19 protein-coding genes are annotated in these 14,727 nt (G+C 62.8%); 14 read left to right on the top strand and 5 right to left on the bottom strand.

Features of this window, described 5'->3' with window-relative positions:
• Positions 1-137: 137 nt before the first annotated feature.
• Positions 138-1,250 (bottom strand): substrate-binding domain-containing protein, encoded by a 1,113-nt coding sequence (locus FGL95_RS20515; protein WP_338079943.1) that lies wholly within the window; start codon positions 1,248-1,250, stop codon positions 138-140.
• Positions 1,251-1,345: 95 nt separating this feature from the next.
• Between FGL95_RS20515 and FGL95_RS20510 the strand changes: the two genes are divergently transcribed.
• Positions 1,346-1,774, top strand: a complete 429-nt coding sequence (locus FGL95_RS20510) for a MarR family winged helix-turn-helix transcriptional regulator (protein WP_169590236.1) — start codon at positions 1,346-1,348, stop codon at positions 1,772-1,774.
• A gap of 138 nt (positions 1,775-1,912) precedes the next feature.
• Entirely contained in the window at positions 1,913-3,577 is a 1,665-nt protein-coding gene (locus FGL95_RS20505; protein ID WP_206072158.1) for a purine-cytosine permease family protein, read from the top strand.
• Between the two features lie 63 nt (positions 3,578-3,640).
• Here the strand turns inward: FGL95_RS20505 and FGL95_RS20500 are convergent, their stop codons facing one another.
• The 3 genes from FGL95_RS20500 to FGL95_RS20490 all read right to left on the bottom strand — a co-directional run bounded on the left by FGL95_RS20500 (position 3,641) and on the right by FGL95_RS20490 (position 4,960).
• Positions 3,641-4,132: a DUF417 family protein gene (locus tag FGL95_RS20500; RefSeq protein ID WP_169590234.1), complete on the bottom strand. Its 492-nt coding sequence runs from the start codon at positions 4,130-4,132 to the stop codon at positions 3,641-3,643.
• A gap of 64 nt (positions 4,133-4,196) precedes the next feature.
• Positions 4,197-4,655, bottom strand: a complete 459-nt coding sequence (locus FGL95_RS20495) for a hypothetical protein (protein ID WP_169590232.1) — start codon at positions 4,653-4,655, stop codon at positions 4,197-4,199.
• Positions 4,656-4,657: 2 nt separating this feature from the next.
• Positions 4,658-4,960, bottom strand: a complete 303-nt coding sequence (locus tag FGL95_RS20490; RefSeq protein ID WP_169590231.1) for a hypothetical protein — start codon at positions 4,958-4,960, stop codon at positions 4,658-4,660.
• Positions 4,961-5,064: 104 nt separating this feature from the next.
• Between FGL95_RS20490 and FGL95_RS20485 the strand changes: the two genes are divergently transcribed.
• The 4 genes from FGL95_RS20485 to FGL95_RS20470 all read left to right on the top strand — a co-directional run bounded on the left by FGL95_RS20485 (position 5,065) and on the right by FGL95_RS20470 (position 8,284).
• Entirely contained in the window at positions 5,065-6,108 is a 1,044-nt protein-coding gene (locus FGL95_RS20485) for a helix-turn-helix transcriptional regulator (RefSeq protein WP_169590229.1), read from the top strand.
• A gap of 139 nt (positions 6,109-6,247) precedes the next feature.
• Positions 6,248-7,072, top strand: a complete 825-nt coding sequence (locus FGL95_RS20480) for a pentapeptide repeat-containing protein (RefSeq protein ID WP_169590227.1) — start codon at positions 6,248-6,250, stop codon at positions 7,070-7,072.
• Positions 7,073-7,195: 123 nt separating this feature from the next.
• The gene (locus FGL95_RS20475) at positions 7,196-7,921 is read left to right on the top strand and encodes an SPFH domain-containing protein (protein WP_169590225.1); all 726 of its coding nucleotides are present in this window, start codon (positions 7,196-7,198) and stop codon (positions 7,919-7,921) included.
• Between the two features lie 141 nt (positions 7,922-8,062).
• On the top strand, positions 8,063-8,284 hold the full coding sequence (locus FGL95_RS20470; RefSeq protein WP_169590224.1) for a hypothetical protein: 222 nt from the start codon (positions 8,063-8,065) through the stop codon (positions 8,282-8,284).
• A 59-nt stretch (positions 8,285-8,343) separates the two neighbouring features.
• Here the strand turns inward: FGL95_RS20470 and FGL95_RS20465 are convergent, their stop codons facing one another.
• Positions 8,344-9,729 carry a DUF2252 domain-containing protein gene (locus tag FGL95_RS20465; RefSeq protein WP_169590222.1) on the bottom strand — a complete coding sequence of 462 codons (1,386 nt, stop codon included), beginning with the start codon at positions 9,727-9,729 and terminating at the stop codon, positions 8,344-8,346.
• 85 nt (positions 9,730-9,814) lie between these two features.
• On the opposite strand from FGL95_RS20465, the gene FGL95_RS20460 reads away from it, so the two are divergent.
• From FGL95_RS20460 to ftsR, 8 genes are all read left to right on the top strand, one after another.
• Positions 9,815-10,429, top strand: coding sequence for an NUDIX hydrolase (locus FGL95_RS20460; RefSeq protein WP_169590220.1), 615 nt, complete (start codon positions 9,815-9,817; stop codon positions 10,427-10,429).
• A gap of 25 nt (positions 10,430-10,454) precedes the next feature.
• Positions 10,455-11,042, top strand: coding sequence for a CDP-alcohol phosphatidyltransferase family protein (locus FGL95_RS20455; protein ID WP_169590218.1), 588 nt, complete (start codon positions 10,455-10,457; stop codon positions 11,040-11,042).
• Positions 10,979-11,812 (top strand): DUF881 domain-containing protein, encoded by an 834-nt coding sequence (locus FGL95_RS20450; RefSeq protein ID WP_169590216.1) that lies wholly within the window; start codon positions 10,979-10,981, stop codon positions 11,810-11,812. Before FGL95_RS20455 ends, FGL95_RS20450 begins: the two co-directional genes overlap by 64 nt.
• Entirely contained in the window at positions 11,809-12,159 is a 351-nt protein-coding gene (locus FGL95_RS20445) for a small basic family protein (protein WP_169590214.1), read from the top strand. Before FGL95_RS20450 ends, FGL95_RS20445 begins: the two co-directional genes overlap by 4 nt.
• A gap of 5 nt (positions 12,160-12,164) precedes the next feature.
• Positions 12,165-12,863: a DUF881 domain-containing protein gene (locus FGL95_RS20440; RefSeq protein ID WP_420838071.1), complete on the top strand. Its 699-nt coding sequence runs from the start codon at positions 12,165-12,167 to the stop codon at positions 12,861-12,863.
• Between the two features lie 19 nt (positions 12,864-12,882).
• On the top strand, positions 12,883-13,287 hold the full coding sequence (gene gcvH / locus FGL95_RS20435; RefSeq protein WP_169590213.1) for a glycine cleavage system protein GcvH: 405 nt from the start codon (positions 12,883-12,885) through the stop codon (positions 13,285-13,287).
• Between the two features lie 130 nt (positions 13,288-13,417).
• Positions 13,418-13,882, top strand: a complete 465-nt coding sequence (gene garA, locus FGL95_RS20430; protein ID WP_169590211.1) for a glycogen accumulation regulator GarA — start codon at positions 13,418-13,420, stop codon at positions 13,880-13,882.
• Positions 13,882-14,616, top strand: a complete 735-nt coding sequence (gene ftsR, locus FGL95_RS20425) for a transcriptional regulator FtsR (RefSeq protein ID WP_169590210.1) — start codon at positions 13,882-13,884, stop codon at positions 14,614-14,616. The genes garA and ftsR overlap by 1 nt, the downstream gene beginning before the upstream one ends.
• The last annotated feature ends 111 nt before the right edge of the window (positions 14,617-14,727 follow it).

The raw sequence follows: 14,727 nt of genomic DNA, 5'->3' as shown, positions 1-14,727 counted from the left end.
GCAATTTCGTCTGCGGTTGACAAGTCGGCGTGCGGCTGAGGTGTCGCGCCCGCCGCCGCAGTCCGAGGCTGCCGAAGGGGTGGTTATGTGCGTCGCCACTCGGGCCGATGCTTGCGTAACCGCCCCTTCGGCGAGAGCTACGTGCGGGCGATCTGGGCGAGGACCTCGAATTCGAGTCCGTTGGCTTTGGATAGGTAGACGTCTTGGCTGAGTTGGTTGCCGCGGATTCGCATGAGACCGCGCGGACCTTCGTAGAAATAGCCCTGGGGGAGGTGGCGAACTGCGGTGACGTCGAGCGAACCGGTGACTGTCGCGAGCTGCGCGACCATGCGGATAGCTTCGTAGCACGATTCGCCGATCGCGTTGGGTGGCGGAGCATGCGGACCGAACCTTGCGTAGTACTTGTTCGTGAAGTCGCGGCCCTCGATCGTGTTCAACGACTCGAAATACGCTGCGGGTGAGTACAAACCGTCGTTGCTCTCGGCGCCGCCGGCGAGCAGGGTGTTCTCTTCGACGATCGGGCTGACGCGCAGCAGTTCGGACGAAAGTCCGGCAGCGGCGAAGGCGCGGTTGAAATGCACCGCGTCGGCGCCGACCAGCAGCATCACGACACCGTCGACCGGCGCCTCGGCGATGGCGGCGATCGTCGCGGTGAAGTCGGTTGTCCCAAGGGGTACAAAGGATTCCGAGATGATCGTTGTCCGGCCCCGGACTGCTCGGCGTGCGACGGCCGCGGTCGTTCTGGGCCAGACGTAGTCGTTGCCGACGATCGTCCAGTGGTGCGCGCCGAGTTCGCTTCCCATCCAATCCATTGCTGGGAGTAGCTGATTCGACGGTCGTTCACCGGTGAGGAACACCCCTTCGGTCTGGTCGCCGCCTTCGTGCATCGCGCCGTACATGTACGGGACCGTGCCGCCGATCCGCTTGGCAACCGCAACGCGGACAGCGGACGTGTGCCACCCGGCTACTGCGTCGACGAAACCCGTCGATACGAGCGCTTCCACTTCCAGCGCAACGACTTCCGGATCCCTACCGCCGTCGACGTTGACGAGGCGAACTTCGCGGCCGTTGATCCCCTTCGTGGCGTTGAGTTCGTCCATCGCAAGAATGCCGCATGCTTCGCACGACGGACCGAAAATCCCCGCCGGGCCGCTCATCGGGATGACGAATGCGACCGTGACGGTGTCCGGGGCGCGGCGAAGTAACTGGGACGACGTGGGGTGCTCGGCATCGGCAGACGAGGCATCCACCATGCCCTCCTAGCCGTCATCGCTCCCGCCAACGCGGCTACTTCGTCGTACACTGCGGAGACCATCACCCCGCCGCGAGCGCACCTGGAGATAATTTGCGGAGCGTAGACACGAAGTTTAGTCTCTCGCTGCTGCTGCGGCAGGTCGAGCGCAAGGTGGCTGCGCTCCTCGTTCCCGCCTTGGAACAGGCTGATTTATCGCTGGATCAATGGCGTGTGATGGCAGCGATGATCGACTCGGGTGGTGTCCCCATGGCGGAACTGGCCGAGGCTTCGATCGTGGCCGGTTCGACGCTGACCCGTCACGTCGACAGGCTGGTAGACCGCGGTTTGGTCATCCGCCGAATCGATCCGACCGACCGTCGGAAGGTCATCGCGCTGCTCTCGCCGCGCGGAGAAAGCACTGCTCACGACCTTCGCAGGCTGGAAATGTCGCTGCAGGAGAGCATCGTCGAGCGGCTCGGCAACGACCACTTCCACGTTCTCACAACAGAACTCGAGCGTCTGGACGCCGAGCTGGATTAATCCGATCTTGGTTTAACGGGATCGTTACTCAGGTGCCATCGTTTCGGCACACCTTCTGCCGAGTATTGCCCGCGGCACGATATTTCCATCTGGGAATATCGCAGATGGAAGGAACCGCGCGTGAGCATCGATACCAAGCTGGACGAAGAACCGGCAATTCTCGACAGGCCCGTCGAGACGAAGTCACACACCAACGCCGCACTCAAGGAAACCCTCGAGGACTACACCCTGCGGTTCGCGCCTCGTAGTTACCGAACGTGGAGCGCGGGAGTCGTATCGGTGTCCGCCCTCGGCGGAATTGCCTACTTGGCAGACTTTGCGATCGGCGCAAACATCGGAATCTCGTACGGCACTGGCAACGCCCTGCTGGGCATCGGCATCTTCGCCGTCGTCATCATGCTGACCGGCTTCCCGCTGGCCTACTACGCGGCGCGCTACAACATCGACCTCGACTTGATCACTCGCGGAAGCGGTTTCGGCTACTACGGCAGTGTGGTGACCAACGTCATCTTCGCGACGTTCACGTTCATCTTCTTCGCGCTCGAAGGCTCGATCATGGCCCAAGGCCTGGAACTCGGGCTCGGAATTCCGGTCGCGTGGGGCTACCTGATCTCCACCCTCATGGTGATCCCGCTCGTCATCTACGGGATGAAAGCCCTTGCGAAGCTGCAGGTCTGGACTACGCCGCTGTGGCTGATCATGATGGTCCTGCCGTTCGGCTACCTGCTGCTGCGGCACCCCGAATCGGTCAGCTCGTTCTTCGCGTACGGCGGCGCCGATGGCAAGGGTGTGAACTTCGGCTCGGTCATGCTTGCAGCCGGCGTGTGCCTCTCGTTGATCGCCCAGATCGCCGAGCAAATCGACTACTTGCGCTTCATGCCGCCGAAAACCCCTGAGAACAGCCGGAAGTGGTGGGCCGCAGTGCTCGTCGCAGGTCCGGGCTGGGTGATCTTCGGTGCGCTCAAGCAGATCGTCGGATTGTTCCTGGCCGTCTACATCATCGCCAACGTCGCAGACGGTGCGACGATCGCGAATCAGCCGGTGCATCAGTTCCTCGAGATCTACCAGGACATGATGCCGCACTGGCTCGCGATGACCCTGGCCGTAATCCTGGTCGTCATCAGCCAGATCAAGATCAACGTGACGAACGCGTACTCCGGCTCGCTCGCCTGGACCAACTCGTTCACCCGCGTCACCAAGCACTACCCGGGACGACTGGTCTTCGTGCTGTTCAACCTGGCGATCGCGTTGATTCTCATGGAAGCCAACATGTTCGACTTCCTCAATACGATCCTCGGGTTCTACGCGAACTGCGGTATCGCCTGGGTCGTCACCGTCGCGACCGATATCGCCGTCAACAAATACCTGCTGAAGCTGTCACCCAAGGTGCCGGAATTCCGTCGCGGCATGCTTTACGCGGTGAACCCTGTCGGCTTCGGGGCGATGGCAGCGTCGGCGGGATTGTCGATTCTCGTCTTCTTCGGTGCCTTCGGCAGCGCGATCAAGCCCTACTCGCCGATCGTGGCGGTGGTCATTGCGCTCGTCCTCACGCCCGCCCTCGCGATTGCGACCAAAGGCAAGTACTACCTGCGCCGCTCGGACGACGGCATCGACCTGCCCATGTTCGACGAACACGGCAACCCCTCCGACGCGCGGTTGCTGTGCCACGTCTCGGGTATCGATTTCGAACGTCCCGACATGATCGCCTCGGCGGTGCCTGGCCCCAACGGTGAAAAGCAGTACATCAGTTCGTTGAGCCTGAGCACCGACAAGACGGGGGAGCACGTCCTGCCCGCGGACTAGCGACGAACAACTGTGCGCGAGTTTCACCCCTCCAGGGGTGAGACTCGCGCACAGTTGTTTTGGCTATGCCGCAGGCCTTTTGTCGAGCAGTCGGAGCCAGGAGCCGGCGAAGATGATGATCGACGCGCCGAGTAGAACGATGTCCTTGATGATGAACGGTCCTGCAGCCGAGAGGAACGGAACGGAGTGCTCGTAGTCCGTCGAGGTGAACAGGAACGAGATCGTCGTCAAGAACAGACCGATCGCGATCAGTCCGCCGATGACACCGAAGATTTCGCGAACGAGGCCGAGCGCGATCAACACGGCGGCTACGATCTCGATGACGCCGAATACCGCTGAGAGACTGCGAATCTCGACCAGATCGAGCAGCCAGCCCAGGAACGGGCTGCGACTGACGAGCGGTTCGATCGCTTGTGACTCGGCGACGGTGAACTTGGTTGCGCCGATCCAGCCGATTGTGACGACGAGGCCGATGCGTGCGATCAAGAATCCCGCCTTTTCTACCTTCCGGGCGAGTTCGGAATCGGTTGCGACACGGGGTGCGGTGATGGTCATGGTGGAAGTCCTGTTCGGTGTCTTGGTGACTGATTCGGTATGGCGCCCCGGGCATTGCGTGAATTCATGACGTAGTGCCTCGCACAGCGCTAGGCGTTACAGCCGAACCGACAGGTTTTGCGAGCAGCGCCCACAGCAACGCCGCGACCGCGACGATCGCGCCGCCGTGAAAGATCCACTCCACGGGCAGAAGTCCGCGAGGTGCCAGCCCGATGTGGCGGTGCAAGGAGCCGTGCGGCATCCACGACGCTAACAACCACACCGATGCAAGCCAGGCCGCGAGCGCATGGAATCGGTCAGGTGTGCGCGCTGCGAACCAGCGATAGCCCAGCAGCGCAATCGCGATGCCGATGCCGAAGGCGACGTTCTCGATCATGCTTTCCGCGATCAGGCCACCAAGGATCGGTTGCGCCGCCGTCGGCAAATCCGGTGAGGGGCGCCAGAATCCGCCAAGTGGGCCACTCGGACCGATCAGCGTGGCGAACGCCGTTGCCACGACCGCGACGGGTGTGAAGAGCTTCATGTTCAGACTGCGGTGAAAGTACGTTCGGCAACCAGTTCGAGCACAACAGGCTCTACGAATTCGACCAGTTGCGCCTTCGATTGCGGGGTGGTCCGGACCTTGGCCAGTGCCGCACTGAAGGATTCGGCGTCGGCGATGGAATCGAAATCGAGGTCGACGATCACCTTCTGGGGCGATGCGACGGACCTGCTCACGCGGTAGGACCGGACCTTGTTGTCTGCGCGGAACCGGTCGAACTTGTCGAACACCGCCTTCCACGATTCGAAGTCGTGGACGGTGTTCTCCAAGTGCAGGGTGGTGGTCATAATAGGCCTTCCGGATCGTCGTTGTAGTGAGTCAATGATTCGTTCGGTCGACGGGCCGGCGACATCCCCGATCTTGGGGATCTTTTCGCCATAGACTGAGTTTCATGCCTTCCGTGCGGGAGCAACTCGATCGCATCGAGCGCACGTGTCAGGCCGACCACACCGCAAAAGTGTTGCGGGAGAAGTTACTTGCCGACATTCGTGCCATCGTTCCATTCGATGGCCACGTCTTCGCACTCACCGATCCCGTCTCGCGCGTCGCGACGTCACCGCTGGCGGATGTCCCCGGCTTGCCATGGCCGCGTCTGCCCGACTTGATCCGCTGGCGGTATCTGACCCGAATCAATCGGTGGAGTGATCTGCTCGACGAGGGCAGAGGGGCCAGCTCGCTACTGGGAAGCACGGCGGGGGATCCGTCGCAGTCGCTGCTCTGGCGCAACGTCCTGCGTGATCTGGGAGTTGTCGATACCGCGGCGCTCGCATTCGGCGACCGGTACGGGTGCTGGGGGTTCCTCGATCTGTGGCGAACGTCGTCGGGTGCGTTCACCCCAGGGGAGCTGTCGTTCCTGTCGGCGCTGAGCGGGTCGGTGTCCGCGGGGCTGCGACGTGCTTTGGCGCGGACCTTCGTCGACCCGGATCGTCGCCTCTCGCCCATCGGTCCGGCAATCGTGATTCTCGGACCGGACCTTCAGGTCCGAGTGCAGACCGCCGGTGCCGCGGAGGCGCTTCTCCGGTTGAATCCACCCGACGAACCGATGCCGCCCATCCCCGCCGCGGCGTACAACATCGGCGCAGCCCTCATTGCGGTGGAGAACGGTGTCGGTGTCGGCCCGGCCTGGTCGCGCGTCTGCTTGGGCGGCAGCCGGTGGGTCACGGTGAAGGCGGACCGAATCGGTGGCGGCGATATCGCGGTGTCGATCGAGCCGAGCACAGCTGCAGAGCGCATGGACCTGTTCGGGCGCGCGCATGCGCTGTCGACGCGTGAGTCCGAGGTCCTTGTGCTGCTCGGTGCCGGCATGGATTCCCGGGAGATGGCCGCTGAGCTGGTGATTTCGGAGCACACTGTCAACGACCACGTCAAGGCGATGCTGGCAAAGGCCGGCGCTCGGACGAGGCAGGTCTTGTTGTCCCGTGCGCTCGGTAGCTGAGTTATTCACAATTTGATAACAGATTGTGGAAATCGCGATGCTGGGGGCGCGAGGAGGGCGAAATCGGGCTTGGGGTCAAGTCTTGTGATACGAAAATTCGATGCGCTGAGCGACCGGTAGCCGCAGGAGGAAACGCGACATGGCGAACGCCAACCAGGTGAAGCTCCTCATGGGAAGTGTTCAGCAATGGAACCAGTGGAGGAGAGACCAAGAGCCGATGCGCTCGGGTGATCCGGAAGACGATCTGTCGGACGACGAGAAGGCGGCCATACTCGACCGGGGGATCGTCGAGGGCTTCCAGGCCGTGCAGGAGTATCGCGGTGTGCGGGTCGATCTCGCGGACGCCGAGTTGGCAGGCGCCAAACTGATCGGGGCAAATCTCGAGGGCGCTGACCTCCGCAATGCGGACCTCAGTGGAGCAGACCTGAGCGGCACCAACCTCAGCGGCGCCAATCTGGAGAACGCGGAGTTGGGCGGTGCGGATTTGAGTGGAGCGTGGCTCGGGCGAGCGCGACTGACGAACGCCTCACTGTGCGGCGCTGACCTCGAACGCGCGATCCCCACCCACGCCGATCTCGACGGCGCCGACCTGCGCGGTGCGATCCTCATCAACGTCGACCTCGATTTCTCCACGTTGCGCTATGCGCGGCTGACGGGCGCGACGCTCGACGGTGCGGACCTGACCCGGGCTGATCTGACCGGCGCCGATTTGCGCCGCGCGAACATGGTCGGTGCGAATTTGACGCGGGCTCGGCTGAGCGGCGCGGTACTCGATGGTGCCGACCTCACCAAGGCAGATCTGAGCGGCGCCGACTTGACCGATGCCACCTTGTCCGGTTCCAAGTTGTCCGGTGCAAACCTTGCTGGAACGATGCTGGGCCAGGCCGGGCGGGTGTTCCAATTCGACGAAACCGATTATTCTCCGCCAAATTCAATGAATTCCAGCGAAGCCAATTCCGCTTGATGGAAGCCATTGTTTTCGTCTCGATTCAGATCACTGATCAATAAATACTCGGGGTCCTCTCCACTGGTATACTGAAGGTCGTCGCGGACAACGGCGTCGGCGGTAGTGTGCGGAGATCTCGAGATGAAGCTGGAGCCAGTCAGCAGGTTTTTGGGGAACTTGCCGGGAGCAGGCGGTAATCCATGGGTCGGGTTGGTTTACGTCGCCACCTTGATCACCGGCGCGGGTCTGGTCAGGTTCGCCTTCTTCTCGGTTCGGAAGAACGAGCGCGGCGTCTGGCTCCGGCTCGGCAACGTCGTCCAACGTTGGTTCGGCGACGAGCCGAAGCTCCTGCGACCGGGCCGACCAGGGGTTAGGTTCCCGTTCATCTGGCGTCTGGTGAAGATATCGGTCAACGTCCGCACGAATCGGACCGAGGATATCGAGACGACTCGACGCGACGCAGACTACGACCGACGCCAGAAATGGGTCATCAAGTGCGACGTCAACTGGCGCGTCCAGTCGAGCGGCTTCCGCGTCGTGCGAGCCGCGTTGCGGTCGGAGGATCTGCAAGAGACAGTCATGGCGATAATTACGAATGCAATACGGTCCAGCGTTTATGCCGAAGAAGTCGGAGAAATGGAAACCGATGCAGAAGTTCTTGCCGCTGTGAAATTGCGTGCCAAATCGAAACTAGCCGGACTGGGTGTTTCTATCGGTGCCGTAAACATAATCAAGTACGCCCCGGTAGATGCGCAAATTCTGGCAAATGCAATCGAGCAGTCGCCGAGTGGTAGCGCGGGCTCGAACGGGCAGGTAACTGCAATCGCGGGCTCCGCCGTGGCGGAAGGAATGCTTCGACCCGCGTAGCCGAAGCACGCGCAGCGATCTACTATTTGAGGCTGGCGGTGCGGCCCTCGAGATCTCACGCGAGTGGTTGTCGGCCGTGTTGTGATCGAGGTCCGCAACCTTGGACGGCGCGACGAGCCGAACCTGCCTTGGAGGTTGCAGATGGTGTGGAGGCCCTGCCGGTATGCGCAGCGCTGGCCTGAACTCTGGCGACCGCTGACCGACCACCAGCGTTGGGTCTTATCGCAAGCGCTAGCCGAGGACGGATTTGCCAGCGACCCCAACCGCGGCGAAATCGCGGACCTTGCCGCACTGGTCGCAGGAACGCTGACCGCCGACGAATTCGAGCAACGCGCCGAATGGCGGATCTGCAACGCCGAATAGCGGCGTGACATTGGCTCGCTCCGCTCGCTGCGCGGTCGTGCTTTGACGCCCGCCGTCGCTCAGGCGAGTTGTGCCTGGATCGTGCCTGACTCGACGGCGGCAAGAAGTTCGGTGTAGTCGAGTTGAGTCTGATCGGCATAGCGCACCGCGTACCGACCGATCGCCTTGTGCAACTCCTTGTCCCCGTCGAAATAGCCCGCAAGCAGCCGGGGATCGAGTGAACGGGTGTGTGCACGAGCCAGCAGAGCTCCCGCGAGCCGGCCGTAATCGTCGAGGTGATTGCCTTTCAGCAACGTCGGATCGATGTCGCCCTTCATGTTTCGGAATTGCCGCACCATGTAGGGCACACCGTCGATGGTCGTCCAGCCGAGCAGGATGTCGGTGCTCGCTTGTACGAGTCTTGCACCGAAGACGATGCGCTGACCTTCATGTCGCGGCTCCTGCGCGGGCAGGAACGGCGCGAGCGCCGACGGATTTGCTTGCTTCAGTTGCAGCACAAGGACTTCGTCGTGATTGCCGTGCAGCAGAGCAACGTAGCTGCGCAGGCCGACGCTGCCGGTGCCGACGATCCGGAACGCGACGTCCTGCACGGCGAAACGCGCAATCAGATTGCGGCGCGACTCACGCAACGATTCGACGTAAGCCTCCAGACCGTCGATGACGGCCTCCCGTTCAGCGTCGTCGATGTGGGTCAGGATCGGCGGATCCTCGATGAACCGGTGCCTGCGAATGCCGGTCGCGTGGTCGTCGAGGTGTTCGGTCCACTTCGCGACGACCTTTGCGCTGGTGTTCCCGCGAGCTTTGTCCGCGGCCTCGGCGAAATCGTCGATCAGCGCGTCCGCCTTTGCCTTTTCGATGACCGACGAGTCCGGCAACGCGGTCCACGACGTCAGAAAAGGCGCCTCTGCGAGATCGCGAATGGTACGGCGATAGGACTTCACGGCGTCTTCGGCCGCGTCGACGCATCCCTCGGCGTCGACGCCGCCCTCACGGCCTGCGAGTACCAGGCTTGCAGCGAGGCGCTTGAGATCCCACTCCCATGGGCCGGGGATCGTCTCGTCGAAATCGTTGATGTCCATGATGATTTCGCCGTGCGGCGAACCGTAGAGCCCGAAGTTCGCGGCATGGGCGTCGCCGCACAGTTGCGCATTGAGGCCGTTGGCAGGCGAACCGGCGAGGTCTGCGGCTTGCAGGCCCGCCGAACCGCGGAAGAATGCGAACGGCGACACGATCATTCGGCCCATCCGCAGCGGAACGAGGTCCGGCAATCGACCTTCGTTGCTCGACTCGATGAAGTCGAGCACGCCCGGACGGTTCGGATTGGTTGCGTCGTGGTCGTGCGCCGAGGAGGGAACGACATCGCGCAGCGCCCGACCGCGATCGAACACGTCGCCCGCTCGTACGAACGCCCGCAGGTCGACCTTGTGCACGTCGTCGTTGCCCATCTTCGGCGCCTCCTCGATCGCGAATGTTAGTCAACAGTGTGCCTCCTCACATGCGAACGATCGGCAGTGGCTTAGGGTCGACGCGATGAGCATTTCGGACCTGTCCCGCGAGGCGGTCGGTGCTGCCCTGGCGGAGTTCGAGGTCCGCCACGCCGGCGAGACGGGTTCACGAAGGGCGGCGGTCGCGATTGCCCTCGGCACCGACGTCGACGGCGCGACAGCCTGCTTGCTCACAGTTCGCCCGGCCAAGATGCGCGCGCACCCCGGTCAGTTCGCACTACCCGGCGGTGCGGTCGATGCAGGCGAAACCGTGGTCGAGGCCGCGATTCGAGAACTCGGCGAAGAATTGGGAGTCGAGGCCAATCCGACCGATGTTGTCGGCAGGCTCGACGATTACGTCACCAGGTCCGGGTACGTGATCACACCGATCGTGTTGTGGATCGGCGAACGACTGCGCACGACCGAGCCGAATCCCGCGGAGGTCGCGTTCGTGCTGCGGCCCACGATGGTCGAGGTCGACGCCGAACCGCGTTTCATCTCGATTCCCGAATCGGATAAACCCGTCATTCAATGGCCTTTTCGCGCTCACCTGATACACGCACCGACCGGCGCGATCGTCTATCAGTTCCGTGAGGTCGTGTTGCACCGGCGGCACACCAGAATCGATCAGCTCGAGCAGCCGGTGTTCGCGTGGCGGTAGACCGATGAATGGGGTAGGACAAGGCATGGAAACTGGGGAGCCGCTGCGGACCGATCGCATTCTGACGGTGCCGAATGTACTCAGCATCATTCGGCTCATCGGAGTGCCGATCTTTCTGTACGTGCTGCTGGTGCTGGAGGCCGATTGGTGGGCGTTCGCGATCCTCGTCCTCAGTGGTGTCACCGACTGGCTCGACGGCAAGCTCGCCCGTCTACTGGACCAGTCGTCGAAGCTGGGGGCGCTGCTCGATCCGCTCGTCGATCGCCTCTACACGGTCGCGACCATCGTCGGATTCGTGATTCGTGGCTTGCTGCCGTGGTGGGTGGCTGTATTGCTGATCGGGCGCGACGTCGTCCTCGCGTTCACCTTGCCGGTGTACCGGCGACGCAACCTGCCGCCGCCGGACGTGATCTATCTGGGTAAGGCGGCGACGTTCGCGCTGATGTCCGCGTTCCCGTGGGTCCTTGTGGGACAAGCGGATTGGCCCGGAGCGGCGGCTGCAAGTGCGTTCGGGTACGCGTTCCTGATCTGGGGGACAGTCGTGTACGTATGGACCGGCATCTTGTACATCTGGAAGGCAGCAGCCGTCGCGCGGGCAGTACCGGTGACGTGAACTCGCTGCTGCGGTCGTTGCTGACCGACCATCTCGACCCCGGATATGCGATTGCTGCCGAGAAGAACAAGGCGGGTCAGCCGCGCACAGCAGTCCTGTGGCTGACGATCGGAGCCGTGGTGCTCGGACTGATTTTCGGCATCGCGTTGACGAACAACGCCGACGTTCCTGGTGGTGCCGCGGAAAGTCGGGAGATCGTCACCCGTATTCACGAAGCTCAGGACGCCAGCGTGGAGCTGTCGGACAAACGCAACAGTCTCGCCGCACAGACCGATTCGGCACGAGAGAGCGCACTGGCAGGCAATGCAGACGGGGCGGCGTTGCTGACCAAGATCGACACGCTCGAAGCTGCCGCAGGTGTGCAGGCGGTGCACGGTCCAGGTCTCGCAGTGACCTTGCGCGACGGGACGACAAAAGGCAGGTCCATCGTGCTGGACCTCGACATTCAGGCCGTCGTCAACGCGCTGTGGGCGAGCGGAGCAGAAGCGGTGTCGGTCGGCGGGGTGCGGATCGGGCCGTCGGTGACGATCCGCCACGCGGGCGGCGCGGTCCTCGTCGACAACGGACCGGTGTTCTCGCCCTACAAGATCGTGGCTATCGGGCCACCCCAGCAGCTTCACACCGGCTTCGTCGTCAGCGAGGCATTTGTCCGGATGTCGGGGTTGTCGCAGCTCTACGGCGTCGGATTCGATTACGACGTGTCGGAAGACCTGTCCGTGCCCGCAGCGCCCGTGCATGAACTACGCGTTGCACAGGAGGGAGGCCGATGAAGGCGCGTTATGCGGTCCTGGGCCTGCTCGCGCTGGTCGCGGGCATTGCCATCGGTGTGGTCGTCAGCCCACAGGTGCCTGATGCCGCGGCTCCCTATTTGCCGATCGCAGTCGTGGCAGCGCTCGATACGGTCTTCGGCGGCCTGCGTGCGTATCTGGACGGACTGTTCGATTCGAAAGTGTTCGTTATCTCGTTCGTGTTCAACGTGTCGGTTGCAGCACTCATCGTGTGGCTCGGCGATCAACTCGGCGTGGGAACGCAACTGTCGACGGCAGTCATCGTCGTGCTCGGTATTCGCATCTTCGGCAACGCGGCTGCGCTGCGTCGACGACTGTTCGGAGCGTGAGGGCTGTGTCGGAGGCGAAGCGCAGGGTGCTGTTCCCAGCCTTCGCGATCGTTCTTGTCATGGCGCTGGGCTTTGCGATTGCCGCGCAGGTGCGGGGGACCGGATCGGGAGACACGCTCGATTCGGCGCGGCCTGCGGATCTGCTGGTCGTGCTCGACAACCTGAACCGGCGCGAAGCCTCGCTGCGCGAAGAGATCACAACCTTGGAGAACACGCTCGCGTCACTGGAACGCAGTGGGTCGAGCGCGGCGCTCGACGAGGCGCGCTCCCGGCTCCAGGCGCTGTCGATCCAGGTGGGAACCGTGGCCGCGGTGGGTCCAGGCGTCGTTCTGCGGATCGACGACCCTCTGGGCCGCGTCGGTTCGGACGTGCTGCTGTCTGCCCTGCAGGAGTTGCGTGGCGCGGGCGCGGAAGCGATGCAGGTCCAGGGAGCGTCTGGCGGCCCGGTCCGGGTCGGACTCGAAACGTGGGTGGGTGGCAGCGCGGGCAAGATCGTCGTCGACGGCATCGAAATGACAGCGCCGTACACACTCGTCGTCATAGGGGATTCGCCGACACTCGCTGCTGCTGTCAACATTCCCGGGGGTGTGGCAGATACGGTGTCGCGCAACGGCGGAAAACTCAATGTCGAGCAATCCCCGAGCGTGTCGGTCGCAGCCTTGCGAGATCCGAAAGCGCGCCAATACTCTCTTCCCGGTAACTAGCCCGAAAGGACCCTAAGCGGTGACTGACTTCGATATTCCCGCCGATCTGCGTTACACCGAAGAACACGAATGGATCAGAAAAGTCGGTCCGACGACCGCGCGAATCGGCATTACCGATTACGCCCAGTCACAGCTTGGTGACGTTGTGTACGTCAAACTGCCCGATATCGACGACGAAGTTGTCGGTGGCGATTCGTTCGGCGAAATCGAGTCGACAAAGAGCGTGTCGGACATCTTCGCGCCATTGACCGCGAAAGTTGTTGCGGTGAACGAGAATTTGGATGCGGAGCCAGAAGTCGTCAATTCGGATCCGTACGGCGACGGCTGGTTGGTCGACCTGGAAGTTGCCGACGAGAAGACTTTGGATGCAGCGCTGCGCGATACGCTTGACGTCGAAGGTTACCTGGCAGTCATCGAGGGCTGAATAGCCCCCGGTGTCGTCGCCAGTCTGCCTACACGCACTACCCTCGGCAAGGTACGGTCATGGGAAACGTCTGTGTGTGCCAGTCGGGACTGAACAGTCGGGGCAAAAAGCCCACTGAGGAGGAGAAACGGTGAGCGAGAACGACAATGACTCGGCTTATGGAGAGAGCGCGGCGGAGACCACGTCGGTCTTCCGTGCTGATTTCCTGAACGAAGTCGACACTTCGGCCGTCCAAACGGGTGAAGCGCCGGTTTCGGGGGTCGAGGGCCTGCCGGTCGGTTCGGCCCTACTCGTTGTCAAGCGTGGTCCCAATGCCGGTTCGCGGTTCCTGCTCGACCAGCCGACCACGTCGGCCGGGCGACATCCAGACAGTGACATCTTTCTCGACGACGTCACTGTGAGCCGTCGCCACGCGGAGTTCCGCCAGGAAGATGACGAGTTTCAGGTTGTCGATGTCGGCAGCCTCAACGGCACGTATGTAAATCGTGAGCCGGTGGATTCTGCCGTTCTCGCGAGCGGTGACGAGGTTCAGATCGGCAAGTTCCGGCTCGTGTTCCTCATGGGGCCGCGCTCGCAGGGTGAATCGGGTAACTGATGACCGCGGTCGGGGAGCGGGCACGAGGAGGGATGTCGATCGGCTCCGTCCTCGACCGCCTGCGCCCTGACTTTCCCGACATCACGATTTCGAAGATTCGGTTTCTCGAATCCGAGGGTCTGATCAGCCCCGAGCGCACACCGTCGGGGTATCGCAGATTCACTATTGCTGATTGCGAGCGGTTGCGGTTCGTCCTCACCGCCCAACGCGATCAGTATTTGCCGCTGAAGGTCATCAAAGAGCAGCTCGAAGCGATCGACAGCGGCGTAGCAACGCTCGGTGCACAGCGGTCGCCGTCGCGACCACGCACGTTGGTGGTCGCGCCTGGCGAAGTGTCGCCCGAAGAATTCCGGACCGATCGTGAAGTTCGGGTCAGCCGGGACGACCTGATCACGCGCGCAGGCATCGACGACAATTTTCTCGCCGAGTTGCTTCGCGCAGGGCTGATCACGCCGGGGCCCGCGGGCTTCTTCGACGACGACGCAGTCGCCCTCGCCGTCACGGCGAAGGCGATGTCGGAATTCGGCCTCGAAGCCCGTCATCTCCGGGCGTTCAAACTTGCCGCCGATCGTGAGGCCGGCCTTATCGCCCAGATCGCCGGGCCGGTCGCCAAGGGTCGCGACGCAGGTGCTCGCGATCGCGCGGAAGAAATGGTTCGCGAGTTGGCCGCGCTATCCCTCACACTGCACACATGTCTGGTGAAGGCAGCGGTCCGGTCCGCGTTAGGCCAGTAACACTGGCGGTTGGGCTTTGAACGCCCGATCTTTCCCTCGTCGTGCGGGGTCGCTGCGCTCCCAGCAACTCCTCAGTCCAGATCGTGCGGCCCAACCGCGGCTGTACGTCAC

This window comes from Antrihabitans stalactiti, from assembly GCF_012932915.1.
In the GTDB taxonomy this organism is placed as follows: Bacteria; Actinomycetota; Actinomycetes; order Mycobacteriales; family Mycobacteriaceae; genus Antrihabitans; species Antrihabitans stalactiti.
This window is presented reverse-complemented; position numbering and strand designations above follow the sequence as displayed.

Excerpts from the sequence above, each read along its gene's own strand:
- FGL95_RS20500 (WP_169590234.1), bottom strand. The coding sequence starts at position 4,132 with ATGACCATCACCGCACCCCGTGTCGCAACCGATTCCGAACTCGCCCGG.
- FGL95_RS20495 (WP_169590232.1), bottom strand. The coding sequence starts at position 4,655 with ATGAAGCTCTTCACACCCGTCGCGGTCGTGGCAACGGCGTTCGCCACG.
- FGL95_RS20490 (WP_169590231.1), bottom strand. The coding sequence starts at position 4,960 with ATGACCACCACCCTGCACTTGGAGAACACCGTCCACGACTTCGAATCG.
- FGL95_RS20485 (WP_169590229.1), top strand. The coding sequence starts at position 5,065 with ATGCCTTCCGTGCGGGAGCAACTCGATCGCATCGAGCGCACGTGTCAG.
- FGL95_RS20480 (WP_169590227.1), top strand. The coding sequence starts at position 6,248 with ATGGCGAACGCCAACCAGGTGAAGCTCCTCATGGGAAGTGTTCAGCAA.
- FGL95_RS20475 (WP_169590225.1), top strand. The coding sequence starts at position 7,196 with ATGAAGCTGGAGCCAGTCAGCAGGTTTTTGGGGAACTTGCCGGGAGCA.
- FGL95_RS20470 (WP_169590224.1), top strand. The coding sequence starts at position 8,063 with ATGGTGTGGAGGCCCTGCCGGTATGCGCAGCGCTGGCCTGAACTCTGG.
- FGL95_RS20465 (WP_169590222.1), bottom strand. The coding sequence starts at position 9,729 with ATGGGCAACGACGACGTGCACAAGGTCGACCTGCGGGCGTTCGTACGA.
- FGL95_RS20460 (WP_169590220.1), top strand. The coding sequence starts at position 9,815 with ATGAGCATTTCGGACCTGTCCCGCGAGGCGGTCGGTGCTGCCCTGGCG.
- FGL95_RS20455 (WP_169590218.1), top strand. The coding sequence starts at position 10,455 with ATGGAAACTGGGGAGCCGCTGCGGACCGATCGCATTCTGACGGTGCCG.
- FGL95_RS20450 (WP_169590216.1), top strand. The coding sequence starts at position 10,979 with ATGGACCGGCATCTTGTACATCTGGAAGGCAGCAGCCGTCGCGCGGGC.
- FGL95_RS20445 (WP_169590214.1), top strand. The coding sequence starts at position 11,809 with ATGAAGGCGCGTTATGCGGTCCTGGGCCTGCTCGCGCTGGTCGCGGGC.
- ftsR (WP_169590210.1), top strand. The coding sequence starts at position 13,882 with ATGACCGCGGTCGGGGAGCGGGCACGAGGAGGGATGTCGATCGGCTCC.